Annotated in this window: 22 protein-coding genes and 2 pseudogenes; 13 read left to right on the plus strand and 11 right to left on the minus strand. The window is 72.4% G+C overall.

Features of this window, described 5'->3' with window-relative positions:
* Positions 1-57: 57 nt before the first annotated feature.
* Both AB0M79_RS11955 and AB0M79_RS11960 read left to right on the plus strand, forming a co-directional pair.
* The gene (locus AB0M79_RS11955) at positions 58-819 is read left to right on the plus strand and encodes a hypothetical protein (protein WP_364211332.1); all 762 of its coding nucleotides are present in this window, start codon (positions 58-60) and stop codon (positions 817-819) included.
* A gap of 333 nt (positions 820-1,152) precedes the next feature.
* Entirely contained in the window at positions 1,153-2,295 is a 1,143-nt protein-coding gene (locus AB0M79_RS11960; protein ID WP_364211335.1) for a CaiB/BaiF CoA-transferase family protein, read from the plus strand.
* A gap of 41 nt (positions 2,296-2,336) precedes the next feature.
* Here the strand turns inward: AB0M79_RS11960 and AB0M79_RS11965 are convergent, their stop codons facing one another.
* Both AB0M79_RS11965 and AB0M79_RS11970 read right to left on the minus strand, forming a co-directional pair.
* Positions 2,337-3,596 (minus strand): MFS transporter, encoded by a 1,260-nt coding sequence (locus AB0M79_RS11965; protein ID WP_364211338.1) that lies wholly within the window; start codon positions 3,594-3,596, stop codon positions 2,337-2,339.
* Positions 3,597-3,679: 83 nt separating this feature from the next.
* Complete coding sequence (locus AB0M79_RS11970; RefSeq protein WP_364211341.1) at positions 3,680-5,065, minus strand: MFS transporter; 1,386 nt, start codon at positions 5,063-5,065, stop codon at positions 3,680-3,682.
* 151 nt (positions 5,066-5,216) lie between these two features.
* On the opposite strand from AB0M79_RS11970, the gene AB0M79_RS11975 reads away from it, so the two are divergent.
* Entirely contained in the window at positions 5,217-5,975 is a 759-nt protein-coding gene (locus AB0M79_RS11975; protein ID WP_364211344.1) for a phosphoglyceromutase, read from the plus strand.
* A gap of 78 nt (positions 5,976-6,053) precedes the next feature.
* On the opposite strand, the gene phoU is transcribed toward AB0M79_RS11975, so the two are convergent.
* Positions 6,054-6,698, minus strand: a complete 645-nt coding sequence (gene phoU / locus AB0M79_RS11980) for a phosphate signaling complex protein PhoU (protein ID WP_364211347.1) — start codon at positions 6,696-6,698, stop codon at positions 6,054-6,056.
* A 214-nt stretch (positions 6,699-6,912) separates the two neighbouring features.
* Here phoU and AB0M79_RS11985 point away from each other — a divergent pair, with 214 nt between their 5' ends.
* On the plus strand, positions 6,913-8,202 hold the full coding sequence (locus tag AB0M79_RS11985) for an ATP-binding protein (RefSeq protein ID WP_364211944.1): 1,290 nt from the start codon (positions 6,913-6,915) through the stop codon (positions 8,200-8,202).
* A 21-nt stretch (positions 8,203-8,223) separates the two neighbouring features.
* Entirely contained in the window at positions 8,224-8,907 is a 684-nt protein-coding gene (locus AB0M79_RS11990; protein WP_357535574.1) for a response regulator transcription factor, read from the plus strand.
* A 112-nt stretch (positions 8,908-9,019) separates the two neighbouring features.
* On the opposite strand, the gene AB0M79_RS11995 is transcribed toward AB0M79_RS11990, so the two are convergent.
* Together AB0M79_RS11995 and AB0M79_RS12000 are read right to left on the minus strand one after the other, a co-directional pair.
* Positions 9,020-10,468: a cellulose binding domain-containing protein gene (locus AB0M79_RS11995; protein ID WP_364211350.1), complete on the minus strand. Its 1,449-nt coding sequence runs from the start codon at positions 10,466-10,468 to the stop codon at positions 9,020-9,022.
* A gap of 142 nt (positions 10,469-10,610) precedes the next feature.
* Entirely contained in the window at positions 10,611-11,480 is an 870-nt protein-coding gene (locus AB0M79_RS12000; protein WP_364211353.1) for a hypothetical protein, read from the minus strand.
* Between the two features lie 71 nt (positions 11,481-11,551).
* Here AB0M79_RS12000 and AB0M79_RS12005 point away from each other — a divergent pair, with 71 nt between their 5' ends.
* Entirely contained in the window at positions 11,552-12,496 is a 945-nt protein-coding gene (locus AB0M79_RS12005; protein ID WP_364211356.1) for a Ppx/GppA phosphatase family protein, read from the plus strand.
* A gap of 72 nt (positions 12,497-12,568) precedes the next feature.
* Complete coding sequence (locus AB0M79_RS12010; RefSeq protein WP_357535581.1) at positions 12,569-13,396, plus strand: sugar phosphate isomerase/epimerase; 828 nt, start codon at positions 12,569-12,571, stop codon at positions 13,394-13,396.
* A gap of 4 nt (positions 13,397-13,400) precedes the next feature.
* On the opposite strand, the gene AB0M79_RS12015 is transcribed toward AB0M79_RS12010, so the two are convergent.
* The 3 genes from AB0M79_RS12015 to AB0M79_RS12025 are packed head-to-tail and all read right to left on the minus strand — an operon-like array spanning position 13,401 to position 15,397.
* Positions 13,401-13,952 carry a CGNR zinc finger domain-containing protein gene (locus AB0M79_RS12015; protein WP_357535583.1) on the minus strand — a complete coding sequence of 184 codons (552 nt, stop codon included), beginning with the start codon at positions 13,950-13,952 and terminating at the stop codon, positions 13,401-13,403.
* Between the two features lie 18 nt (positions 13,953-13,970).
* Positions 13,971-15,137, minus strand: a complete 1,167-nt coding sequence (locus AB0M79_RS12020; protein ID WP_364211360.1) for a glutathionylspermidine synthase family protein — start codon at positions 15,135-15,137, stop codon at positions 13,971-13,973.
* A gap of 2 nt (positions 15,138-15,139) precedes the next feature.
* Positions 15,140-15,397, minus strand: a complete 258-nt coding sequence (locus tag AB0M79_RS12025) for a hypothetical protein (protein ID WP_357535586.1) — start codon at positions 15,395-15,397, stop codon at positions 15,140-15,142.
* Between the two features lie 94 nt (positions 15,398-15,491).
* Here AB0M79_RS12025 and AB0M79_RS12030 point away from each other — a divergent pair, with 94 nt between their 5' ends.
* From AB0M79_RS12030 to AB0M79_RS12055, 6 genes and pseudogenes are all read left to right on the plus strand, one after another.
* Entirely contained in the window at positions 15,492-16,412 is a 921-nt protein-coding gene (locus AB0M79_RS12030; protein WP_364211363.1) for a proline dehydrogenase family protein, read from the plus strand.
* Between the two features lie 237 nt (positions 16,413-16,649).
* Positions 16,650-17,951: a hypothetical protein gene (locus tag AB0M79_RS12035; protein ID WP_364211366.1), complete on the plus strand. Its 1,302-nt coding sequence runs from the start codon at positions 16,650-16,652 to the stop codon at positions 17,949-17,951.
* A 419-nt stretch (positions 17,952-18,370) separates the two neighbouring features.
* Positions 18,371-18,580: a helix-turn-helix domain-containing protein gene (locus AB0M79_RS12040; protein ID WP_357535592.1), complete on the plus strand. Its 210-nt coding sequence runs from the start codon at positions 18,371-18,373 to the stop codon at positions 18,578-18,580.
* 274 nt (positions 18,581-18,854) lie between these two features.
* Positions 18,855-18,956, plus strand: coding sequence for an AURKAIP1/COX24 domain-containing protein (locus tag AB0M79_RS12045; protein ID WP_007465623.1), 102 nt, complete (start codon positions 18,855-18,857; stop codon positions 18,954-18,956).
* A 111-nt stretch (positions 18,957-19,067) separates the two neighbouring features.
* Positions 19,068-20,111, plus strand: a pseudogene (locus AB0M79_RS12050) (NAD-dependent epimerase/dehydratase family protein); the annotation flags it as partial.
* 131 nt (positions 20,112-20,242) lie between these two features.
* Entirely contained in the window at positions 20,243-21,175 is a 933-nt protein-coding gene (locus AB0M79_RS12055) for a lysophospholipid acyltransferase family protein (RefSeq protein ID WP_364211371.1), read from the plus strand.
* 36 nt (positions 21,176-21,211) lie between these two features.
* Here AB0M79_RS12055 and AB0M79_RS12060 read toward each other — a convergent pair whose 3' ends face one another.
* From AB0M79_RS12060 to AB0M79_RS12070, 3 genes and pseudogenes are all read right to left on the minus strand, one after another.
* Positions 21,212-22,360, minus strand: coding sequence for a hypothetical protein (locus AB0M79_RS12060; RefSeq protein WP_364211374.1), 1,149 nt, complete (start codon positions 22,358-22,360; stop codon positions 21,212-21,214).
* The gene (locus AB0M79_RS12065) at positions 22,357-23,259 is read right to left on the minus strand and encodes an HAD-IB family hydrolase (RefSeq protein ID WP_364211377.1); all 903 of its coding nucleotides are present in this window, start codon (positions 23,257-23,259) and stop codon (positions 22,357-22,359) included. Before AB0M79_RS12065 ends, AB0M79_RS12060 begins: the two co-directional genes overlap by 4 nt.
* Before the next feature lie 364 nt (positions 23,260-23,623).
* Positions 23,624-24,481 (minus strand): annotated as a pseudogene (locus tag AB0M79_RS12070) (DUF5667 domain-containing protein); the annotation flags it as partial.
* Positions 24,482-24,653: the final 172 nt, after the last annotated feature.

Raw genomic sequence — 24,653 nt, forward strand, 5'->3', positions numbered from 1 at the left:
CGGTGACCGTGCCGGGAACCGCCGCCCGCCGAGGACAGACTGTCGAGGGAGCAGGAAATGGCTCAGCGGAACAGTTCGGGTCGCGGCGGGTCCGCGACCGCCACGAAGAGCCGGTCGGGTTCGGCGGCGACCGAGATCAGGGAGAGCGACATCGCCCAGCGGCGGGTCGACGACCTGCGCGGGGAGTTGCGGCGCCGGGGGATCTCCGGCACGTCGGGCCTGCGCAAGGACGAACTGGTCAAGCGGGTCGTCAAGGAGATGCGGGCGGATCAGCGCCGGGGCGGGGCCGCCAAGGCCGGGACCGCGCCGAAGGCCGGCGGCGCCGGCAAGCGTACGGAGTCCGCGGCCGGCAAGGCCACGACCGGGCGGGGCGCCGGGGCGAAGAAGACCACGTCGGCCCGGAAGAGCACGTCCGCGGCCGGCAAGTCGTCGCAGGGAGCGTCCGGCCAGCCGCGGCAGGGCGGTGTCACCTCCCGGACGACGAAGTACGCCCAACGCATCTCGTCGACCCAGGACCGGCCGGAGCGTGCGGGCCGCAGCCTGGTCACCACCGACCACGAGGTGATCAAGCGGTGGGCGCAGGCCCGCAACGCGAAGCCGGCCACCATCGAGAACACCGACCACGACGGCCATCTCGGGGTGTTGCGTTTCGACTTCCCGGGGTACCACCGCGGCCGGCCGCTGACCGAGGTGAGTTGGGCCGAGTGGTTGCGTACGTTCGACGAGCGGCAGCTCAATTTCATCTACCAGGAACAGATGCGCAGTGGGAAGCAGAGCAATTTCTTCCTGCTCGAGTCACCGTTGCGCGAAGACGGCTGAGAGTGGCCCCGCGCGCACGTACCGAGATTTTTCGGTCCTTAAACGCCGCGGATGAAAAAGTGACGGCGATCGCAGGGTGTGACCGGCAAGACATGGTATTAGGGTTGTCGGTCGCGCCGGCTCCGAACTAACGTGATCTGTACGCGCCAAGCTCGGAAATGTTCGGGGGAGCAGCGGATCGGTTCGATCCGCGCACGAGCTGGCGACGGGGACGGGTGGCATTCTGGGCCGTTGGGGGACGGCGCCACCTCAAGCCGGCGGTGTGCGCGGGCGACGCTTACGGGGGTGAGCGTCGCCCGCCGCCGCCGGGCCGACCCCGTAGAGTCCCCCCTCATGAGCGGACCGCTGACCGGCCTGACCGTCGTCGAGATCGCCGGCCTCGGACCGGCTCCGTTCGCCGGGATGCTGCTCGCCGATCTGGGTGCCACCGTCGTACGCGTCGACCGGCCGGGTGAGCCCGGCCTGATCGCCGATCCCCGTCACGACCTGCTCAACCGCGGCAAGCTGTCGATCGCCGTCGACCTGAAGGATCCGCGCGGGGCGGCCGTCGTGCTGGCCCTGGCCGCCGCCGCCGACGTACTGGTCGAGGGTTTCCGGCCGGGGGTGGCCGAGCGTCTCGGGATCGGTCCGGCCGACTGTCACGCCGTCAACTCGCGACTGGTGTACGGCCGGATGACCGGCTGGGGGCAGGACGGTCCGCGGGCGCGTACGGCCGGACACGACCTGACGTATCTCGCGGCGACCGGTGTGCTGCACGCGATCGGTCCGGCCGATGGTGCGCCGGTGCCGCCGCTGAACCTGCTCGGTGACTACGGCGGCGGCGGAATGCTGCTCGCGGCGGGTGTGCTCGCCGCGCTCTGGCAGGCCGGCCGTGGCGGACCCGGCCAGGTGGTCGACGCCGCGATCGTCGACGGCACGGCGCTGCTGGCCACCCAGCTCTTCGGACTGCTCCATGGTGGACTGTGGCAGGACCGGCGGGGCGCCAACCTGCTCGACGGCGGAGCACCCTTCTACGGCGTCTACCCGACGGCGGACGGCCGGCATCTGGCGGTCGGCCCGATCGAACCGAGGTTCTACGCGGAGTTCGTCGAGCGGCTCGGCGGCCTCGGCACCGAGCCGCCCGACCAGTACGACGTCACCCGGTGGCCACGGCTGAGGGCGCTGATCGCCGAGCGGATCGCGTCGCGTACGCGGGACGAGTGGGTGGCGGTCTTCGCCGGCTCCGACGCGTGCGTGGCGCCGGTGCTGTCGCTGGGCGAGGCACCCGACGACCCGCACCTGGCCGCGCGGGACGTGTTCGTGGAGTCGTACGGCGTCCGGCAGCCGGCGCCCGCGCCGCGTTTCTCGGCGACCCCGGCCGGCCCGCCCGCGTCGCCGCCGCCCCGGCCCGGAGAGCACTCCGAGACGGTGCTGGCCCGCTGGTCGATTCCGGACGGCGCGGCACTGCTGCGGGACGGCATCGTGGTCCAGGACTGACCGCCGCCGGCCGGCACCCCCCGACCCGGTGCTCCCGGCCGTCAGGCGCCCCGCGGGGCGGCCGGTGCCGCCGTGGGCTTCCCGGTGGCCGGCCCGCCGGAGCGGGCGAGCCGGGCCGCGACCTGGCGCTCGCGGGGTGGTCCGGCCAGCAGGTGCCCGCCGACGGCGAGCAGTCCGGCGACGCCGGTGATGATCCAGTGCCAGTCGCCCAGGTATTCCAGGCTCGCCCCGCCGAGGGCCGGCGCGACGAACGACGCGGCCGGGAACGTCAGGTAGAACACCGCCTGGTATCGGCCGCGCAGCGCGGGTGGGGCGAGTTCGGCGTTGATCTCGGCGTTCGGGGGTGCGGCCAGCATCTGCCCGACCGTCCAGACGAACGCCGCCGCCAGGTAGGCGGCGAGATGGTCGGCGAACGCCAGCGAGCCGAAGCCGACGGCCAGCAGGCCGGTCGACAGCGCCAGCACGTGGTGCTTGCGGCGGCCGTCGATGAGCCGGGGCACGAAGAGTTGCCCGACCACGATCAGCGCACCGCCGACGGCGACGACGAGGCCGTACGCGCCGGGGCCGAGGCCGTCGGCGCGCATCGCCAGCGGCATGATCGTGGAGGTCTGGGTGACCAGCACCGCCAGCGCGAAGGTGAGCGCGACGAAGACGAGGAACGCCCGGTCGGTCAGCGCCGTACGCAGCCCCGGGCCGCCCCGCGCCCGCCGGGTCCGTCGCCCGGTCAGCGTCTCGGGCACCTTCCAGAGAATGATCGCGGCGGTGGTCAGCGTGGCCGCCGCGTCGACCAGGAACAGGGCGGTGAAGCTGGCCCCGGCGAGCACCCCGGCGAGCAGCGAGGCCGCCGCCATCCCCAGGTTGAACGCCCAGAACTGCAGGTTGAAGGCCCGCGACCGGCGCTCCTCGGGCACGATGTCGACGATCGCGGCGACGAACGCCGGGCCGGGCATCGAGTGGACGATCCCGACGAGCGTGGCGAGCACGGCGATCGTGCCGATGCCGCCCGCGAACGCCATCGCGATCATCAGGAGGCCGGCGACCAGGTGCGACCAGAAGAGCGTGCGGCGCCGCCCCCAGGAGTCGGCGAGCACCCCGCCGAGCAGCACCCCGGCCGCCCCGCCGATGCCGTACGCCCCGACGACCAGGCCGGCGACCGCCGCCCGGGCACCCCGTACGTCGGTCAGGTAGAGCGACAGGAACAGCATCGCGAAGGCGCCGGTCCGGTTGATCAGCAGACCGGTCCACAGGTACCAGTACGTCGCCGGGAGGCCGCCGGCCGTGTCGCGCAGCCAGGTACGCACGCGGCGCCCTCCGGGAAGGTTTGTTTCCAGTCGGTCGTGTAGACGTTAGGAAGTGGTGACCCGGTGCGCCAGCGTGTCGCTCGTCACCCGGTGGTGGTGACACCGTTCCTGGTCGGCGTGATCGCCGCCGCGGTGGCCTGGGCCGGTGGCAGCGGCGCCACCAGCGGCTCGGTGGCCGGCGCCGCGTCGTCGGGCGTACCGGTCGACGATGCGGCCGGGGTGTCCGGCTGCGCGGCCGGCGCCGACGCGGCGCGCAGGGCGGCGGCCCGCCGTTCGCGGGCCGGTCCGGAGAGCAGCTGGGCGATCGCGACGAAGCCGGCGAGCGCGCCGCAGCCGAGCCACAGCACCGAGTTGCCCAGGTTCTGCTGGACCCAGCCACCGGCGATCGGGGCGGCGAACGACGCCAGCGACCAGGACAGCGAGAAGACGCCGGCGTACCGGCCGCGCAGCGTACTCGGCGACAGTTCGGCGATCAGCGTGGAGTTGGACGGGGAGTTGAGCATCTCGCCGAGCGTCCAGATCAGCACGGTGAGCGCGTAGAACCAGGCGACCTCGGCGAACGCGGTGAGTCCGAACCCGATGCCGGTGATCAGGGCGGCCAGGGCGAGCACGTGGGACCGGCTCCGGCCCCGGATCAGGCGTGGCACGAAGAGTTGCCCGACCACGATCAGCACCCCGTTGAGGGCGATCACCGAGCCGTACGTCGCCGGTGACAGCCCGTCCTGGCCCATGGCGATCGGCAGCATCGAGATGTGCTGCATGAAGATCAGCGCCAGCAGCAGGTTCAGCCCCGCGAAGACGAGGAACACCCGGTCGGTCAGGGCGGTACGCAGCCCGCCGGGCGCCGCCGGCGTACCGGTGAGTTTCACGGCGGTCCGGGCCGGCGCCGACTCGCGGACCTTGCGGAAGATGATCACCGCGGTCGCCGTCGTGGTGACCGCGTTGACGATGAAGAGCAGCAGGTAGTCGGCCTGTGCGGCGAAGCCGGCGAGGATCGCGGCGCAGGCGAAGCCGAGGTTGAGGGCCCAGTAGTTGAGCGAGAAGGCGCGCAGCCGGTCCCGCTCCGGCACCACGTCGACCATCATCGCGGAGAACGCCGGCCGGGCCGCCTCGGCGAACATGCCGAGCAGGAACGCCCCGACGGCGATCGCCCACAGTTCGCGGGCGAGGCCGAGGCCCAGCATCATCGCCGCGGCGCCGAGATGTGCGGTGAGCAGCGTGGGCCGGCGCCCCCACCGGTCGGCGAGGGTGCCGCCGGCCAGGGTGCCGACCGTGCCGCCGGCGCCCCAGAGGCCGAGCACGACGCCGGCCTGCAACTCGGAGAAGCCGCGCTCGCTGGTCAGGTAGACCGCGAGGAAGATCAGGACGAAGGATCCGAGGCGGTTGATCAGCGTGCCGGCCCACAGGTACCAGAACGCCCGGGGCAGTCCGCCGGCGGTGTCCCGCACCCAACCTCGTACGCTCCGCACGCCGCCGCCCCGTTCATCCGTACCGTAATGACCGCGTCCCGTGCGGTGCCTTACACAACCTAGTGCCGGCCGGTGTCCCGGGTCAGCGGCATTTCCACGTGGTGGTCGTCACCACCGGGTCGGGGCACCGGCGCCCGACGGCTACGGCAGGATGAGATTCATGACTGTGGGGACGTTGGTGCTGCTGCGGCACGGCGAGAGCGAGTGGAACGCCAAGAACCTCTTCACCGGTTGGGTCGACGTCGACCTGAACGCCAAGGGGGAGGCGGAGGCCCGGCGCGGCGGCGAGCTGCTGCGCGATCATGACCTGCTGCCCGACGTGGTGCACACCAGCGTGCTGCGCCGCGCCATCCGCACCGCCGAGCTGGCGCTGCACGCCGCCGACCGGCACTGGATCGCGGTGCGCCGCTCGTGGCGCCTCAACGAGCGGCACTACGGCGCGCTCCAGGGCAAGAACAAGAAGGAAACCCTGGAGGCGTACGGCGAGGAGCAGTTCACCATCTGGCGACGCTCCTACGACACCCCGCCGCCGCCGATCGAGGCGGACAGCGAGTGGTCGCAGACCGACGACCCGCGCTACTTCACCCTGCCGCCGGAGCTGGCGCCGCGCACCGAGTGCCTGAAGGACGTCGTGGAGCGGATGCTGCCGTACTGGTACGACTCGATCGTGCCGGACCTGCTCGCCGGCCGTACGGTGCTGGTCGCGGCGCACGGCAACTCGCTGCGCGGGCTGGTCAAGCACCTCGACGGGATCTCCGACGAGGCGATCGCCAAGCTCAACATCCCGACCGGCATCCCGCTGCGCTACGACCTCGACCCGCAGCTGCGCCCGGTCACCGCCGGCGGCAGCTACCTCGACCCCGAGGCGGCCAAGGAAGCCGCCGCGGCGGTGGCGAACCAGGGCCGCTGAGCAGCCGGAACGACGGCGGGCGGTGCCACCGGCACCGCCCGCCGCTCTATGTCCCGGGCCGTAGGTGGTCGGCCCGGATCAGTAGGGGTGTTCTCCGGTGACGAGGTAGTGCACGTGCCGGCCGGCGTTGACCGCGTGGTCGGCGTACCGCTCGTAGAACCGGCCGAGCAGCGCGCCGTCGATCGCGGTCTCCACCCCGTACGGCCACGCGTCGTCGAGCAGCGTGCTGAACAGGTTGCGGTGCAGTTGGTCCATGACGTCGTCGTCACGCTCCAACTCGGCGGCCTGCTCGGCGTCGGGCTTCGACAGCACGTTGGCGATCTTGTCGGCGATCCGGTCGGCCACCTCGGCCATCGACACGAAGATCGGCCGCAGCTCGGCGGGCACCGCCGGCGACGGGTGCCGGCGCAGCGCCGTCTTCGCCACGTGGTCCGCGAGGTCACCCATCCGCTCCAGGTCGGCGGCGACATGCAGCGCGGTGACCACCGTACGCAGGTCGGTGGCGACCGGGGCCTGCCGGGCGAGCAGGTCGGAGACCCTGGCCTCGACCTGCGCGTAGAGGCTGTCGATCTCGGCATCCCGGGCGATCACCGCCTCCGCCGCGGTCCGGTCGGCCGTCAGCAGTGCCCGGGTGGCGTTACGCATGGCGGCGCGTACGGCCTCTGCCATGTCCACCAGCAGCTGGCTGACGGTGTGCAGGTCGGCGCGGAACTCCTCGCGCATGATCACGTCCCTGTGCGTCGGGGCCGGCCGCGCGGGTGTGCGTGGCGGCCGTCGGGTGGGCCGGGCCAACCGTAGGTGAACGCGGCGGCGACGGAGTGAACAGCGGTGAACGACGCCGGGCGGGACAGTGAATATTCTCCGACGTGGCTGTGATTCGTCCCGTTATGCGAGGTCAAAAGGTTAACAGTGACCCTACGATCGCCTCGTGGATTGGGTGGTCGTGGCCAGTATTGCCGGCGCAGCGGTGGCCGGCATGGTGGCCGGACTCACCGTACTGCCGATTGTCCAACGCGCCTGGATACGCCACCGGACTTCCCGCCGGCCCGGCCGACCGGGCCGGTCGACCCTGGGGAGGGCTCAGATCAGCACCGACCAGCAGGCCGCCCTGACCGGGCTCGGCCGCAAGAGTCTCGATTCGCTGCGCGTCGGCGTGGTCGTGCTCGACGTCGACGACGTACCGGTCCTGGTCAACCCGGCCGCCCGGGCGATGGGACTGCTGCGGGTCGGACCGACGCAGGGCACCGTCGCCGCCCACCCGATCATCCGCACCCTCGCCGGCCAGGTACGCCGCACCGGCGTACGCCGGGAGGTCGAACTCGACCTGCCCAGGGGCCGGGAGGGCGCCCAGGAGCCGCTCGGCGTGCACCTGCGCGCGGTCGGGCTCGGCACCAACTACGTCGCCGTCGAGGCCTCCGACGTCACCGAGGCGCACCGCGTCAGCCGGGTACGGCGGGACTTCGTCGCCAACGTCAGCCACGAACTGAAGACGCCGATCGGCGCCCTGCAACTGCTCTCCGAGGCGCTGCTGGATGCCACCGAGGCCGCGGAGTCCGCCGACGCGCAGGACATCGTCGAGGACGTCGCCGCCGCCCGCCGGTTCGCCGAGCGCATCCACCACGAGTCGACCCGGCTCGGCCGGCTCGTCAACGAACTGCTCGAACTCACCCGCCTGCAGGGCGCCGAGCCGCTGCCCGCGCCGGAGCCGGTCGCCATCGAATGGGTCGTGGCCGAGGTGATCGACCGTACCCGGACGGCCGCCGCCGCCCGGCACATCGAGGTGGCGGTCGAGGGCGACCGCCGGCTGACCGTCTACGGCAGCGACACCCAGGTGGCGACGGCGCTGTCGAACCTGGTGGAAAACGCCATCGCCTACTCCGGCGAGCGGACCCGGGTCACCATCACCATCGGCCGCTCCGACGGATACGTCGAACTGGCCGTAAGTGACCAGGGCGTCGGTATCGCCCCGCACGAGGTCGAACGGATCTTCGAGCGGTTCTACCGGGCCGACCAGGCCCGCTCCCGCGCCACCGGCGGCACCGGCCTCGGGCTGGCCATCGTGAAGCACATCGCGAGCAACCATGGTGGTCGGGTCGACGTGGCGAGCACGCTGGGAGGAGGGTCGACGTTCACGCTGCGGCTACCGTCGAGCCCACCCGACGCGGCCCTTCCGCTACCACCATCGCTCGAGATCGACAACGGTCCGGCCGAGCTCCGGCAGGCCTGACGACCAGGAAAGGAAAGTCCCGTGGCCCGCGTACTCGTGGTCGAGGACGAGGAGTCGTTCTCCGACGCCCTGTCCTACATGCTGCGCAAAGAGGGATTCGAGGTGTCGGTCGCCGCGACCGGCCCCACCGCGCTGACCGAGTTCGACCGCACCGGCGCGGACATCGTGCTCCTCGACCTGATGCTGCCCGAGATGTCCGGCACCGAGGTGTGCCGCCAACTGCGGCAGCGGTCGCACGTGCCGATCATCATGGTCACCGCCCGGGACAGCGAGATCGACAAGGTCGTCGGCCTGGAGATCGGCGCCGACGACTACGTGACCAAGCCGTACTCGCCGCGTGAACTGGTCGCCCGGGTTCGGGCCGTACTGCGCAGGCACAGCCCGGAGAGCACCGACGTGTCGACCCCGACCCTGTCCGCCGGCCCGGTGCGGATGGACATCGAACGCCACGTGGTGACCGTCGACGGCGCGGCCGTGCAGTTGCCGCTCAAGGAGTTCGAGCTGCTGGAGCTGCTGCTGCGCAACGCCGGCCGGGTGCTGACCCGCGGCCAGTTGATCGACCGGGTGTGGGGTGCCGACTACGTCGGCGACACCAAGACCCTCGACGTGCACGTCAAGCGGCTGCGCTCCAAGGTCGAGCCGGAACCGTCCGCGCCCCGTTACATCGTCACCGTCCGCGGCCTGGGCTACAAGTTCGAGCCGTGACCGGCCGCTGCCGGCCGTCGATCTGAGCACCAGAGACCTTTCCGACCCCGGATAAGGTCCCTGACGCTCAGATCGACAAAGGGCTGGCGGCTGCCGCCACGTCGTCTGGCACTCACGGGGTGACGGCGATGTTGGTCAGGCCGATCGTGGCGTTGGTGACGGTGTTGTCGGCGTACACCCGGTTGAGGTTGCCGGGGCACTTCGACGTCGAGGTCACCCGGATCGCGTAGGCGCCCACGCCGCCCAGGTCGGACCGGTTGCCGCGCCAGACGTTGCCGCAGCCGTAGCCGTCGAGCAGGTGGTGGGTCTGGTAGCCGTTGGCGAAGGTGCCGGGCGGGGCGTACGTGCCGGTGTTGTTCTCGAAGAGGTAGCCGTTGCCCTTGGCGTCGACCCACGAGTCGGCGGAGTTCTGTCCGGAGATGCCGCGCCCGTCGAAGGTGTTGCCGCGTACGACGCCGCCCTCGGTGCCCTCCTTGGCGTCGATGTGTTCGGCGGTGACGTACGGCCCGATCCGGTTGTTCAGCACCTGGACCCGGTCGGACCGGTCGATGCCGCCGCTGTTGCCGTGGCAGCCGAAGTTGGACTGCGCCGATCCGATGTAGACGCCTTCGCCGTAGCCGGGCTGGACCAGGCCGGTGTGCTCGATGACCGAGTCGCGGATGACGCCGTCGGCGGACGAGCGGCGGAAGTGCACGCCCTCGTCGTCGACGTGGTGTACGTGCACCCCGGTGATGGTGACGTGCCGGGAGTTGTCCAGCACGATCCCCTTCTTGGATTCGGTGACGGTGAAACCGGTCAGGTCCCAGTACGGCGCGTCGAACAGCCAGAGGCCGTACCCGGGGTCCCAGCCGGCGGTCGGCGCGGGGCAGGAGGGTCCGCTGCCGGCGGGGCCGTCGTTGATCAGGACCGCGGTGCGTGGCCCGGTCAGGGTGATGCGGGCGGTGGCGGTGCCGGGCCGGTTGGCCAGGAACGCGCCGCGGTAGGTGCCGGCGGCGAGCCGGATGGTCTGGCCGGGCTGGGCGTTCGCCAGGGCGGTCCGTAGCTGGGCGCCGGTGGCGACGTCGACGACCGGGCCGGGCGGTGTGGTGGGCGTCGGTGTGGGGCTCGGCGTGGGCGTGCGGGACGGGGTGGGCGTGGGGGACGGGGTGCCGCCGCCGCACGGGTTGCCGTTGACCGTGCAGTTGACCGGTGTGCCCAGCCCGGTGACGTTGAAGCCGAAGGACCGCTGCGTGCCGGGTGCGACGGTGCCGTTCCAGGTGGCGTTGGTGAAGCGGTAGCGCTGGCCGGTCTGGGTGCGTACCGAACTCCAACTGCTGGTCACGGTCGAGCCGGCCGGCAGGTCGAACTCGACGGTCCAGCCGGTGGCGGTGGCGTCGCCGGTATTGGTGATCACGTAGTCGGCGCCGTAGCCGGTGCTCCAGGTTGAGGTCTGGACGAACGCGGCGGTGAGTCGCGCGGTGGCGGCCCAGGCGGTGGGCGTGACCAGGGCCGCGAGGGTGACCACGGCGGCCGCGAGACCGCCGGCCACGGCGAGGCGGTGGGACGGGACGGATCTGCGCACCGGGTCCTCCGTCGGCGAGGGACCGTCGCCCGGCTGTGACGACTACCGTTAAGATAGTTAACTGATAGTCGCCCGTCTATAACCTGCTCAGCCGTTATGGCCTGCTCAGCTGTTATGACCTGCTCAGGCCGTTGTGACCTGTTCAGGCCGTCCGCGTCGACGCGTCCGCCGACGGCAGCGCCTCCGCCGACGGGGCCGTGTCGTCGGCCGGCGACGCCGGGTGCGGTGCCACCATCCCGTGCTCGAGCCGGGCCGCGCACAGTTCGGCCAGTTTCGTGTATGCCGCCGATCCGATCAATGCGGTGAGTTCCGGCTGGTAGGAGACGTACATCGGCTCGGTGCCCACGTGCGCCTCCGGCGACGACGTGCACCACCAGTCGAGGTCGTGGCCGCCCGCGCCCCAGCCGCGCCGGTCGAATTCGGTCAGCGTCGACACCAGGACCCGGGAACCGTCCGGTCGCTTGGTCCATTCGTGGTCCCGGCGGACCGGCAGTTGCCAGCACACGTCCGGCTTGTATTCCAGCGGGTGTACGCCGTCGCGCAGCGCCTGGGCGTGCAGCGCGCAACCGCCGCCCCCGGGGAACTCGGCGTCGTTGTGGAAGACGCACGGACCATCGTCGCCCTGGGTGGCGGTGCGCCGGGCCGGATTCTCGCCGTCGACGGTGTCCATCTCCGTGTAGTTCTCGAACCCACGCCGGTAATGCTGCCAAGTCTGCGGAGTAAGCCGCTTCGCGGCTTTCCGGATCCGCTTCTCGTCATCGGAGTCGGTGAAGAACGCACCGTGCGAGCAACAGCCGTCGGCCTCCCGGCCGGCGATGATGCCGTGGCAGGCCTTGCCGAACACACACGTCCAGCGGGACAGCAGCCAGGTCAGGTCGGCCCGCACGAGGTGCTTGGGATCGGCCGGGTCGAAGAACTCCACCCACTCCCGGGGGAAGTCGAGCCCGACTTCCAGGCTGCGCGGGTCAGCGGGTTCGTCGACCAGGACACGCAGCAGTTTTCGGGTTGCCATCCGGCCAGCGTACGCCCGGTGCGACCGGCCGACCGGCCGGCACCGCACATCAGGGGCCTAATGTCTTGTCCATGCGACTGGGTGTGCTCGACGTCGGATCCAACACCGTGCATCTGCTGGTGGTGGACGCGCACCGGGGCGCACATCCGTGGCCGGCGTACTCGGAGAAGGCCGTACTGCGACTGGCGGAGCAGATCGGCGCCGACGGAGCGCTCACCCGGGCCGGTGAGGACGCGTTGGTCGCCGCCACCGCCGACGCGCGGGCGGCCGCGCTCCGGCTGGGCGCCGACGAACTGCTCGCCTTCGCCACGTCCGCGGTCCGCGACGCCACGAACTCGGTGGCGGTCCTGGACCGGGTACGCCAGGAGACCGGCGTCGACCTGCGGGTGCTCTCCGGTGCCGACGAGGCCCGGATGACCTTCCTCGCCGTACGGCGCTGGTTCGGCTGGTCGGCCGGCCGGCTGCTGGTGCTGGACATCGGTGGCGGCTCGCTGGAACTCGCGGCCGGTATCGACGAGGAGCCGGACCAGGCGATGTCGCTGCCGTTGGGCGCCGGCCGGCTGACCCGGGAGTGGCTCGGGATCGATCCCGGCACGCCCGCCCCGCCGCCGGCCCAGGCTGTCGAGGACCTCGGGGAGTACGTCGATTCCGCGCTCGACCCGGTCGTGGCGCGTCTCGGCGGGGTCGGTTGGGAGCGGCCGGTCGCCACCTCGAAGACGTTCCGCACGCTGGCCCGGCTGACCGGGGCGGCGCCGTCCGCGGCCGGGCTGTGGGCGCCGCGCCGGCTGCCGCTGACCGGCCTGCGGCAGGTGATCGGCTTCATCCGGCACATCCCGCCCGGCAAACTGTCCGAACTGGAGGGGGTCAGCACCAGCCGGGCACACCAGTTGCTGGCCGGGGCGGTGGTGGCCGAGGCCACGATGCGCCGGCTGGGCGTCGAGGCGCTGGACATCTGTCCGTGGGCGCTGCGCGAGGGTGTGATCCTGCGTCATCTCGACCACCTGGGCACGGCGTGAGGCGGTAGGTTAAGGGCGATTTGCGGCTGCTTGTCCGTGGCCGGCGGGCTTCTTGGAGCTACCCTGGCAACCGTGACCTCCCGTGTTCCCGTGCTCCTGTCCAGTTCCTCGGTCTTCCCCGAGCCGACCGCCGCGGCGTTCGAGTTGGCCGCGTCGCTCGGCTACGACGGTGTCGAGGTGATGGTCTGGACCGACGCGGTCAGTCAGGACGCCGGCGCGCTGCGCGGCCTGGCCGCCCACTACGGGGTGCCGGTCCTCTCCGTCCACGCCCCCTGCCTGCTGGTCACCCAGCGGGTCTGGAGCCCCGACCCGTGGGAGCGGCTGCGGCGGGCGGCCGTGCTCGCCGAGACCCTCGGGGCGCCGACCGTCGTCGTGCACCCACCGTTCACCTGGCAGCGCGAATACGCCCGTACGTTCACCGCCGGCCTGAGTCGCCTGGTCACCAAGCACCCGGACGTCCGGTTCGCCGTCGAGAACATGTATCCGGTGCGGATGGCGGGCCGGGAGTTCGTCCCCTACCAGCCGGGCTGGGACCCGACCGACACCGGATACGACTCCTACACCCTCGACCTGTCGCACTGCGCCGCGTCACACACCGACGCCCTGCGGATGGCCGACGCGATGGGCGCCAATCTCGCCCACGTGCACCTCGGCGACGGCACCGGTGAGGGCCGCGACGAGCACCTCGTGCCGGGCCGGGGCAACCAGCCGTGCGGGCCGCTGCTGGCGTCGCTGGCCGGGCGCGGCTTCACCGGCTCGGTCGCCGTCGAGGTGGCGACCCGGGGCGCCAAGAGCAGGGCGATCCGCGAGGCCGACCTGCGTGCCTCGCTCGAGTTCGCCCGGCAGCACCTGACCAGCGGCAACCCGTCGACGCCGGCGGCGACCCGGGTCGACGCCTGACCGGTCAGCTCACCGCGCTGAGCTGCTTCTCCTCGACCGCCGCCCGCTTGCGGGCCCGGTGGGCGGCGACGTGCGAACGGGTCGCACACCGTTCGGAGCAGAACCGCCGGCAGCAGTTCGACGACGTGTCCAGGTAGACGTTGCCGCACCGGTCGTCGGCGCAGACCCCGAAGCGGGCGCTGCCGTACTCGCACAACCACACCGAAAGGCCCCAGACCGCCCCGGCCAGGTATTCCGCGCTCACCGACGCACCCCGGCTGCTCGCGTGCATGTGCCAGTCGCTGGAGTCGTGGCCGGAGATGCGCGGCTGCACCGGGAACGCCTCGAGCAGCCCGTTGAGTTCGACGACCGCCTCACCGTCGCGCCCGGTCGTGCCGTATTCGAACACGTCCCGAAGCCGCTTCTGGGCGCGCCGGAAGGTGGCCAGGTCGCGTTCGGCCACCTCGTCGCGCATCCACACGTTTTCGTCGGTGAACAACGATCTCAGGTCGTCTACGCCGTCCAGCGACGTGTTGACGAGGTCAACCGCGGTCCTGGCGTACGCGTCGAAATTCACTCGACAACCGTAGACGACTCACGCACCCTTCGGCGTGGACACGTAGTGGGGCAGGAACCGCGCGTAGCCGTCGGTGATGAGACTCGTGCTCTCCCGCAGCCCGGCCCCGACCGATTCGTCCCCTACGACCCAGCTCCCGAGGACCAGCCGGTTGCCGTCGAACGACGGCAGTGCCCGGAATTCCTGGTAGCACCAGCCCTCGTCGCCGTAGATGCCCGGATTCGTGATCTCTTCGGCCGGCGTGACGATCCGTACCGACGCGCCCTCCCGGCCGAGTAGCGGCTTGACGACGTACTCGGTCATCGAGCGGGGCGAGTCGAGGTAGGCGGGCAGCAGGTAGGGATGCCCGGGGTAGAGCTCCCACAGCACCGCCAGCAGCGCCTTGTTCGACAGCAGGAGCTTCCACGCCGGCTCGATCCAGGTGGTCGGGGTCCCCGGTTCGAGGGCCAGCGGGCCGTACGGCTCGGCGAGCATCCACTCCCACGGATAGAGCTTGAAGCAGGTGTTGACCGGGGTGTCGGCGGCGTCGCGGAAGCGTCGCCCGTCCCAGCCGATCTCCCGCATCGGGATCAACTCGGTCAGCAGCCCGGCCTGGTGCGCCGTCTCGGCCAGGTAGCCGGCCGTCATGTGGTCCTCGCCGGTCTCCTCCTCGTCGGACCAGGCGACGTGCAGCAGCGGGTCGTGCAGGTCGGCGCCGATCCGCCGCCACGCCCCGACGAGCGCCTCGTGGATGCCGTTCCACTGGTCGTGCTCGGCGCGGGTGTCCTCCAGCCAGTACCACTGGGTGATCGCCGCCTCGACCAGCGCCGTCGGGGTGTCCGCATTGTATTCCAGCAGCTTCGGCGGCCAGGAGCCGTCGTACCAGAGGTCGAAGCGGCCGTACAGGGTCGGCGGCTGTTCCCGCAGCGACCGGGCGACCGCGTCGGCCGCCCACTCCGGGATGCCGAACTCGGCGTAGCGCCGACGGTCGACGACGTGCCGCGCCGCCGCGACCGCCATCCGGTGCAGCTCCTCGGTCGCCTCCTCCAGCCGCAGCACCTCGTCGAGGTCCAGCCGGTAGCAGGCCGTCTCGTCCCAGTACGACATCAGGCCGCCGTCGGGCAGTTCGGTGTCGATGTAGACCAGGCCCTGGGCGCGTACGGTCGCGTCCCAGCCCGGCCGGGGGGTCGACGCCTCCCGGCGCACCGTCAGCCGCCGCAGGAGGCGAGATGGGTGCCGAACCCGCCGCGCTCCGGCACGGCAGCGGTGCCGCGCTGCTCGCCACCGGCGGTCTTCGAGACCGGGTTCTGCAACGCCATCGCCACCGCGCCACCGCCACCGACCGGGCCCATCGCGCAGTCGTCGTCATCGTCGGAGTCACAGGCGGTCAGCGTCAGCGCGAGTGCGGTCAGGGCCCCCAACTGGACGCTGGCCGACCGCAGACGGCGGCGGGGTGTCTTGTGCACGCGTCTGTTGTAACGCATCGACGCAAGTCGGCTCGGACAGCTATCCTGCCTGGTCGCGGCAGCCACCTCCGATCGCGGGCGCTACGCTGCCGTCATGCTCCGTTCGGTCATCCTCGCCGCCTCCCGGTCATCCCGGGTGGAGCGGCTCGTCGAGACGGCACCGTTCACTCGGGATGTCGTCCGCCGGTTCGTCGCCGGCACCGCAACTGACGACGCCCTTCGTGCCACCCAAGAGTTGGTGACGAACGGGCTGTCGGTGACTCTCGACCATCTCGGCGAGGACACCGTCACCGCGGAACAGGCCGTCGCCGTACGCGACGAGTACCTGTCGTTGCTGGCGGCCCTGTCGGCGGCCGAACTCACCCCGGCGGCGGAGGTGAGTCTCAAGCTCTCGGCCATCGGGCAGAAGTTCGACGAGAAGTTCGCCTACGACAACGCGCGGGCGATCTGCGCCGCCGCGAGCGAGGCCGGCACGACGGTGACCCTCGACATGGAGGACCACACCACCACCGACTCCACGCTGGAGATCCTCGCCAAGCTGCGGGCCGACTTCCCGACCACCGGTGCGGTGCTCCAGGCCTACCTGCGCCGTACCGAGTCGGACTGCCGCGAGCTGGCGTCGGCCGGATCCCGGGTACGGCTGTGCAAGGGCGCCTACAAGGAGCCCGAGTCGGTGGCCTACCAGGCGGCGAACGACGTCGACAAGTCCTACGTGCGGTGCATGAACATCCTGATGTCCGGCCAGGGCTACCCGATGCTCGCCACCCACGACCCGCGACTGATCGCGATCGCCGAGGACCGGGCCCGCTGGTTCGACCGCTCGCCCGACACCTTCGAGTTCCAGCTCCTCTACGGCATCCGGCCGGAGGAGCAGGCCCGGCTGAGCGCCGACGGCTACACGGTCCGCGTCTACGTGCCGTACGGCGACGAGTGGTACGGCTACCTGATGCGCCGGCTCGCCGAACGCCCGGCCAACATGGCGTTCTTCGCCCGCGCGCTGGTGTCGAAGAAGTAGCCCCGACGTGGTGCCGATCCGGCCGGCAACTCGACTGAACGGCCGATCCCGCTTCCGGGTGGCTCACCGTACCGTCCGCCCGTGATCGACGGGGAGCGTACGCCGCCGGCTCCGACGGGTGGCCCACCGGCACCGGCCGGTGGTCCGCCACCTGCCCCCGGCGGCGTCCGGCCCGCCCCACCTTTCGGCGGCGGGCCGGTGCCACCCCCGTACGGGGGCACGACCGGTGCTGCGCCGATGCCACCCCCGTACGACCCGAGCCCGCGCCGCCGGTGGCCACTGTGGGCGGGGCTCGGTCTGGTCCTCGTCCTGCTCCTGTGCTCCGCGACGGTGGTGCTCGGCGTACGGGCGCTGGACCGGTCGCCGGCCGCCGGCCCGCCCTCGTCCGGCCCGGCTTCCAGCCCGGAGCCCGGCGACCCGCTGGCGACGACCCAGGCGTGGCTGCGCCAGCGGATCGGCGCGCTGCTCGACCAGCAGGCCGGTGCGCTGCTGCGCGGCGACGAGGCGGGTTGGCTCGCGGTCGCCGACCAGACCGCCGAGCCGGTCGTGGCCGACCTGAAGCGGCGGTTCGCGGCGCTGCGGGCGATGCAGGTGACCACCTGGCGCCCGACCGTCACGAGCCTGCCGATGCGGCTGGAGGAGGACGGCCGGGTCGAATGGCGGGTGCCGGTCACCGTCGAGCACTGCTTCGTCGTACCGCAGTGCCGCACCGGGCCGGTCGACCTCAGCACCCGGTGGATCGACGCGGACGGCCGCCTGGCGATGGTCGCGATCGAGCCGAACCAGGCGAACGGTCCCCGTCCGTGGGAGGTCAGCGAACTCGTCGTGCAGGTCGGCGCGCGGACCGTCGTGGCGACCACCCCCGACCTGCGGTCCCGGCTCCCCGAACTGCTCGGCGAGGCCGAACGGGCGGCGGCGGTCGCCGACCGGTTCGCCGCCGGAGGCACCCCGCCCGACCGCTACCGGATCTTCTACGCCGGCGACCCGGAGTGGAACCGCTGGTACGGCGGTGGCCGTCCGGAATGGACGGCCGGGTACGTGGTGCCGGTCGGTGGTGACCACTACGAGGTCGTGCTCAACGCCAAGGATCTGCACAGCAGCGTGCTCGACGACCTGCTGCGGCACGAGTTGACCCACGCCGCGTCGCTGCCCGGTGACGGGCACACCGACGGCGGCCAGTGGTGGCTGGTCGAGGGACTGGCCGACTATGCCGCGGCCGCCGGCCGTCCGGTGAGCCGCTACAGCAGCCTGGACGAGGTCCGGCGGTTGGTGGCCCAGGGGTCCTGGAGCGGGCGGCTGGCGGACACCGAGCCGCGCCCGACGGCCGAGGCCTGGGAGGTCAGCGCCCGGTACGGGATCGGTTACCTGGCCGTACGCCACCTCGTCGACCGGTTCGGCGAGGAGCGGATGCTCGCCTTCTACCGGGCGGTGGTGGTCGACGGGAAGTCGGTCGAGGACGCGTCGGAGGAGGTCCTGGGGGCGTCCTGGACGGGCCTGCACGACGCCTGCGTGGCCTACATCCGGAGCGCGGTCGGCTGACCGGTACGGCCGGGCCGACCACGATCGCCTGTTTCGCCGCGTCCCCGGCCCGGCGGCTGTGTCCGTGGCGGTCCGGCCTGAGATAGTGGATCCCGCTCCCAGCGCGGAGTCCCGGCCGCGTCCGGAAGCGGCCCGGGGCACCCGTCCGGTGGCTCCGGTGGCGCCGCCGGAGCCGCCGGGCGCCGCCCGGTCGGGTCGTGCGTCGGCGTCCGGACGCGGGAGGACGCCCCGGCGGGTGAATGTCGATGCGACCGGCTTGACCGGTCGGCGTGGCGACTTGACTGACCTGGGCGAAATGGGCGAATGGCGCCCGCTGTCACAGTCGTCTCGCTACCGTACTGGTAACACGCGCGTTGTCGCCCCGGCGCGGAAGGACCCCACCGGGCGACACGCGCCGGGGATGGATGGGTTGGTGAGCCATGGCGGGATCACCACAGGACGGCCGGCTGTCGGAGGTCAAGTTCCTGACCGTCGCCGAGGTGGCGACGCTCATGCGGGTATCCAAGATGACGGTCTACCGGCTGGTGCACTCCGGCGAACTGGCCGCCGTACGGGTCGGCCGGTCGTTCCGGGTGCCCGAGCACGCGGTGCACGAATACCTCCGGGGCGCCTTCCGGGAGTCGGCGTAACGGCGTACGCCGGGGGTCGGCCGACCATGCCGCGACCGCCGTCCATGGGGTCGCGTTGGCCCTGCACAGCCGTGCGGGCTACCCTGGACCGCGACCGTGACCCCAGTCAGGTGCCGGCATGCGCGGAACGCATTCGGACGGCTCCACATCCGGAGCCCGTCCAGATGGCCGCGTCACCCACCGGCCTGGGCCGGTTCGCTGTCCAGATCGGATGCCGGCATCACGTCCCCGTGACGTCCGGACCGACCCGCACGTTTTTTGGAAGGGCTGTCGTATGGGCTCGGTGGTCAAGAAGCGCCGCAAGCGCATGGCTAAGAAGAAGCACCGCAAGCTGCTGCGCAAGACCCGCGTCCAGCGTCGCCGCCTCGGCAAGTGACCGCGGCCGGGCTCCGGCCCGGCCCGCGTTGATCGGTCGACCTTCGGAGGCCCGGATGGAGAGGTCGCGGCAGTGTCCTCCCGAGCCGTGCCCACCGGTCGGGTGGGCGTCGTGACCGACGCCCGGTCTCCGAAGGTCGTCGTGGTCACCGGCATCAGCCGGTATCTCGGCGCCCATGTCGCGGCCCGGCTCGCCGACGATCCACGGATCGGGCGGGTCGTCGGCCTCGACGCCCACGACCCCGCTCCGGGCGTCGTTCCGGCCATCGGCACGGTCGAGCACGTACGCGCCGACGCCGGCACGGTGGGCAGCGTCATCGCCGACCTCGACGCCGAAGCTGTCGTGCACCTGTCCCTGGTGACGGCCCCCGACCCGCAGCACGGTGGCCGGGCGGGCATGAAAGAGCAGAACGTCATCGGCACGATGCAGCTGCTCGCCGCCTGCCAGCGGGCGCCGCGCCTGCGCAAGCTCGTCGTGCGCTCGTCCACGGCCGCGTACGGCGCGTCGTTCCGCGATCCGGCGGTCTTCACCGAGGACACCGAGCCGCGCCAGGTGCCCCGGGGCGGCTTCGCCCGCGACATCCTCGACATCGAGGGCTACGTACGCGGCTTCCGGCGGCGACGTCCCGACGTCACGGCGACCGTGCTGCGGTTCGCGCCGTTCATCGGCTCGACCGCCGACACCACGCTGACCCGCTACTTCGCCCAGCCGCTGGTGCCGACGGTGCTCGGCCGTGACCCGCGGTTGCAGTTCGTGCACTTCGACGACGCGCTGGAGGTGCTGCACCGCTCCGTCGTCGAGACGCACGGCGGCACGTTCAACGTCGCCGGGCCGGGGGTGCTCGCCCTGTCCCAGGCGATCCGGCGGGCCGGGCGGGTCGCCGTACCGATCGTCGAACCAGGGCTGTCCGGCGCGGCCAGCGTCGCCCGGCTGATGGGCTTCGGCCGCTACGGGCTGGACCAGCTCGATCTCTTCGTGCACGGCCGGGTCGTCGACACCGGCCGGCTGATCCGGGAGTACGACTTCACCCCCCGCTCGACCGCCGAGGCGTTCGAGGACTTCATCCTCGGGCACACCGGCGGCACCGTGGTCACCCCCGCCCAACTCGCCGTCGCCGAGCGGGCGATCCTCGACGGGATCCGGCAGGTGCGTACCGAGATGCTCGGTGACCGGGCGGCGCCCGCCGAAGGGACCGACCCGCCGGTGACGACCGGTGCGACCGACCAGCCGGCGCCCGGCGAGGTCACCGACCGGCCGGTGGCGGAACCGGCCGGTGAGGAGCGCGTATGAGCAGCGAAGAGCCGAGCGTCGCCGACCGGGCCGCCCAGAACGGGCACGTACCGCCGCCGGTCGATCCGGCGATCGTCGACGAGCCGCACGACATCTGGGACCGCCGGGTCGCCGCCGGCCTCGCCTTCCTCCGGCGCCGACTGGCCGGGCAGTACGAGGTCGACGAGTTCGGCTTCGACGCCGAACTGACCGACCAGGTGTTCCATCCGGTGCTGCGGGTGCTCTACCGCGACTGGTTCCGCACCGAGGTGTCCGGCATCGACAACCTGCCGGTCAAGGGCGCCGGCCTGGTCGTCGGCAACCACTCGGGCACGCTCGCGCTCGACGCGCTGATGCTCGCCGCCGCGCTGCACGACCAGCACCCGGAGCGGCGCCACCTGCGGCTGCTCGGCGCCGACCTGGTCTTCCGGATGCCGGTGCTGTCGGAGTTGGCCCGCAAGGCCGGCAGCACGGTCGCCTGCAATCCCGACGCCGAGCGGCTGCTGGGCGCCGGCGAACTCGTCGGGGTCTTCCCCGAAGGCTTCAAGGGCGTCGGCAAGCTCTACGCCGACCGCTACAAGCTGCAGCGGTTCGGCCGGGGCGGCTTCGTCTCGGCGGCGCTGCGCACCGGTACGCCGATCATCCCGGCCGCCATCGTCGGCGCCGAGGAGATCTATCCGATGCTGGCCGACATCAAGCCGCTGGCCCGGCTGCTCAAGCTGCCGTACTTCCCGGTCACGCCGACCTTTCCCTGGCTGGGGCCGCTGGGCGTGGTGCCGCTGCCCAGCAAGTGGCTGATCGAGTTCTGTCCACCGATCCCGACCGAGCATCTGGTCGACCACGCCGACGACCCGCTGGTCGTCTTCAACCTCGCCGACCAGGTGCGTGAGACGATCCAGCAGACCCTGCACGAGCTGCTCGAACGCCGCCCCGACCCGTTCGGTCGCTGACCCGTCCGGACCCGGCGGGCCGGTGCGGCTCAGCAGTCAGGTCAGGGAGCGCAGGTCGAGCGAGTGCCAGGTGGCGGTCTCGTTGTCGCCGGTTGACCACCACAGCATCCCGTCGCGGCACTGCACCATGCCGACGCCCTCGGCCACCACGAGGGTCTGCCGGTCGCGTTCGTCGTAGAGCATCAGGCGCTGGCTGGCGACGGCCACGTCGGGCGCCCCGGCCAGCGACAACACCTCGAACCGGTCGAGTAGGGCGACGTCGATGACCGCGGCGGCCGTCATCCCGCCGGCGACCTGCCGGCGGTCGGCGCCGTCGGGGCGGACGAGGTCGATCCGGGCCGGCTCGGCACCGGGCAGGACCAGCATCCGGCACCACACCGGACTGCACGTGACCACCTCGTCGGCGGTGGCGTCGACCTCGAGCCCTTGCCCGGTCGCCAGGTTGTGCAGGCGTACCGGGCCGTTCTGGCCGCTGCCGGCGCTGACCAGCCACGGCCAGGCGGACATCGCCCAGGTGCCGGGTTCGGTGCGGACCTGGACCGGACCGCCGGCCAGCGGTACGGAGCGCAGTTCGGTGGCGACCTCGGTGCCCGGCGCGACCGCCGCCCAGTGCAGCACCCCGGCCTCGATCACCATGTCGTACTGGGAGTTGAAGAAGACGACGTCGCCGCTGTCGGCGGTCACCCGGCGGGCCGGTGTGGCCGCGTCGACGCCCGCCGTCCACATTTCGGTGCGGCCCAGCCCGTCGTCGTCGGCGACGGTCTCGGCCCAGGCCACCTGGCCACCGGCCACGGTGAAGCCGGTGAACTGCGGGATCAGGTCCAGCGGCAGCCGGCGCAGTTCGCGTGTCGTCCCGTCGGCCGACCGGGTGATCAGGCGCAGCGCGCTGCCGTCCGGGGTCGGTGCCGTACCCAGCGAAGACCGTACGTCGAGGTAGTGCACCGGGCTGTAGGCGGACCCGTCGGGCAGGGTGGCGGCGAGGTCGGCGCGCTGGGCCGCCGGCCACCGCGACTCGACGGTCCGCATCCGCTCGCCGGCCGGCGAGCCGTCGTCCACCGGGGGCAGGGCGAGCAGCAGTGCGGCCGCGCCCAGCGCCGTCATCAGGCCGACCGTGCTCCGCAGCCGGCCGGGTGGGCGGGCGGACGGGGACACGGCCGACTCCGGGCGGTCGGCGGTGAGGGTCACCGGCCGCGCCAGCGGCGGTGTACCGCCCGGCCGGCGGTGACGGCGCCGATCAGCAGGCCGGCGGCGACGGTGGACGGGATCGCGATCCGGGCGGCCCGGCGTCCGGTGCGGAAGTCGTGGATCTCCCAGCCGCGGGTGCGGGCCTCCGCCCGCAGCGCGCTGTCCGGGTTGACGGCGGCCGCGTGCCCGACGGCCGACAGCATCGGGATGTCGTTGGCCGAGTCGCTGTAGGCGGTGCACCGGCTCAGGTCGAGCCCTTCGACCGACGCGAGCTGGCCGACCGCCTCGGCCTTGGCCGGGCCGTGCATCAGTTCGCCGGCGAGCCGTCCGGTGTAGGCGCCGTCGCGGATCTCGGCGACGGTGCCGATCGCGCCGGTGAGCCCGAGTCGCCGGGCGATGACCCGGCCGATCTCGACCGGTGCGGCGCTGACCAGCCAGACCCGCTGCCCGGCGGTCAGGTGGGCGGCGGCGAGGGCCCGGCTGCCGGCCCAGATCCGGGGCGCCATCAGCTCGTCGAAGATCTCCTCGGTGAGGCGTTCGATGTCGTCGACCCGCCAGCCCTCGACGAAGGCGAGCGCCGCCTCCCGGGCCTGGGACATGTCGCCGGCGTGCTCCCTGGCGAGCACCCGGAACCGCATCTGCTGCCAGGCGAATCGGGCCAGGTCACCGGTCGTGAAGTATCTGCGGGCCGCCAGCCCGCGGGCGAACCAGTAGATGGAGGCGCCCTGCATCATCGTGTTGTCGATGTCGAAGAACGCCGCCGCGGTCGGGTCGGGCCGGTCCACCACGCCGGTTCCGAGGCCCGTGGTGGCCCAGCCGGTGGTGTGGCCCTGCGCGTCGGTGCTGACGGTCCGGGACACCGGGGCGCGGCCTCGGCGAGCGGGACGGATGCGGGCCACGCGCTGACCTCCTTGCGCCGTCGGGGCCGGGCGGCCTGACTCCAGCGAGGGTATCCGGCCGGCCTGACAGCGCACGGGGCTCCGACCATGGCCCCGGAGCATGCGGGATCGGTCAGTTGAGGATGCCGTCGAGCAACCGGCCGAGGCCGCCCAGCAGGCCGCCGTCGTCGCTCGGTGCCGGGCTGGGGGAACTGGACGGTGACGTGCTCGGCGCGGGTGTCGTCGGGCCCGCCGAGGGTGCTGTGGACGGGTTGGCCTCGACGGTGGGTGTGGTGCCCACGGAGGGGCCGGCCGACGGGGTCGGCCCGGTCCGCCCGGCCGTGCCGGCCTCGCTCGCGGCGGGACCCGGCCCCGCCGACGGCGTCGAGGCGCACGAGCCGGGCAACGGCCCGAGGGCGTCGGTCCCGGCGGGCGCGGCCCCGCAGGCCAGGGCGGCCCGCAGCCGGTCGGTGCGGTCCTCGACGGCGTCGAGCAGGGCCAGGGACGCCGAGGCGCGTTCCCGGTCACCCGCCGGTCGCCCGTCGATCAGCCCGTTGACGCCGGTGCGCTGACCCTCCACGAAGGAGGTGATCGCGTCGAGCGCGATGGCGCCGGTGCGGCCGGTCGACGCGGTGGTCAGGAGCTTGACGCCCTCGCGGGTGTCGCCGTCCATGTCGTCGAGCACCGCGGCGAAGCCGGCGTTGTCGCCGCGTACGGCGCCGGCCTCGGTGAGCCGGGTGCGGGCGAAGTCGAGGAAGAGCTGACCACGGCTGAGGTCGGAGCCGGTCAGCGCCAACTGGGCGCGTTCGGTCGACCGCTTCATTCCATAGAGGGCGTCGCCGGGCAGGGCGTCCACACTGGCCGCCGAGATCCCGGAGACGGCGACCGCGCCGACGGCGACGCCGACGACGATGGCGCCCCTGGTGCGGGCCCGCCGGCCGTTGAGCGCGGGGCGGAACAGCCGCCAGCCGGTGCGGGTCGGTTGGGCCGGTTCCCGGGTCGCGGTGGCGCCGATGCCCTCGCGTTCGGCGGTGGCGACGAGCATCGCCCGCAGCCCGCTGCGGAACTCGGAGTCGACCTCCACGGTCGGGGTTGCAGCCGGTAGTCGGTGGCCGATGGCCACCAGGTCGGCGAGGTCACGGTCTTCGGTCGACCGGACGTGCTGGCGACGGCCGCCGTTTGCTTCTTCGAGCAGTTGCGCGAAGCGCTCGGCGCGCCGGCGGTGGAACACGGTCGTATTCACCGCGGGCACCTCCCTTCGCTGGTCACGGCTAGGAGATCGGCCCCGTCGCCGACCGCTGCGACCACGGTTCCGGCCCGGACCAGCACAGCCGTCACCGGATGCCGTGCCCGGCCCGCCCCCTTGTGAGGGGATGCGAGGGTCACCACCGGTCGCACCCGGACAAACGCCCGGC

The organism is Polymorphospora sp. NPDC051019 (genome assembly GCF_040683055.1).
Lineage (GTDB): Bacteria > Actinomycetota > Actinomycetes > Mycobacteriales > Micromonosporaceae > Polymorphospora > Polymorphospora lycopeni.

Excerpts from the sequence above, each read along its gene's own strand:
- AB0M79_RS11955 (WP_364211332.1), top strand. The coding sequence starts at position 58 with ATGGCTCAGCGGAACAGTTCGGGTCGCGGCGGGTCCGCGACCGCCACG.
- AB0M79_RS11960 (WP_364211335.1), top strand. The coding sequence starts at position 1,153 with ATGAGCGGACCGCTGACCGGCCTGACCGTCGTCGAGATCGCCGGCCTC.
- AB0M79_RS11975 (WP_364211344.1), top strand. The coding sequence starts at position 5,217 with ATGAGATTCATGACTGTGGGGACGTTGGTGCTGCTGCGGCACGGCGAG.
- phoU (WP_364211347.1), bottom strand. The coding sequence starts at position 6,698 with ATGCGCGAGGAGTTCCGCGCCGACCTGCACACCGTCAGCCAGCTGCTG.
- AB0M79_RS12000 (WP_364211353.1), bottom strand. The coding sequence starts at position 11,480 with ATGGCAACCCGAAAACTGCTGCGTGTCCTGGTCGACGAACCCGCTGAC.
- AB0M79_RS12005 (WP_364211356.1), top strand. The coding sequence starts at position 11,552 with ATGCGACTGGGTGTGCTCGACGTCGGATCCAACACCGTGCATCTGCTG.
- AB0M79_RS12030 (WP_364211363.1), top strand. The coding sequence starts at position 15,492 with ATGCTCCGTTCGGTCATCCTCGCCGCCTCCCGGTCATCCCGGGTGGAG.
- AB0M79_RS12035 (WP_364211366.1), top strand. The coding sequence starts at position 16,650 with ATGCCACCCCCGTACGACCCGAGCCCGCGCCGCCGGTGGCCACTGTGG.
- AB0M79_RS12040 (WP_357535592.1), top strand. The coding sequence starts at position 18,371 with ATGGCGGGATCACCACAGGACGGCCGGCTGTCGGAGGTCAAGTTCCTG.
- AB0M79_RS12045 (WP_007465623.1), top strand. The coding sequence starts at position 18,855 with ATGGGCTCGGTGGTCAAGAAGCGCCGCAAGCGCATGGCTAAGAAGAAG.
- AB0M79_RS12055 (WP_364211371.1), top strand. The coding sequence starts at position 20,243 with ATGAGCAGCGAAGAGCCGAGCGTCGCCGACCGGGCCGCCCAGAACGGG.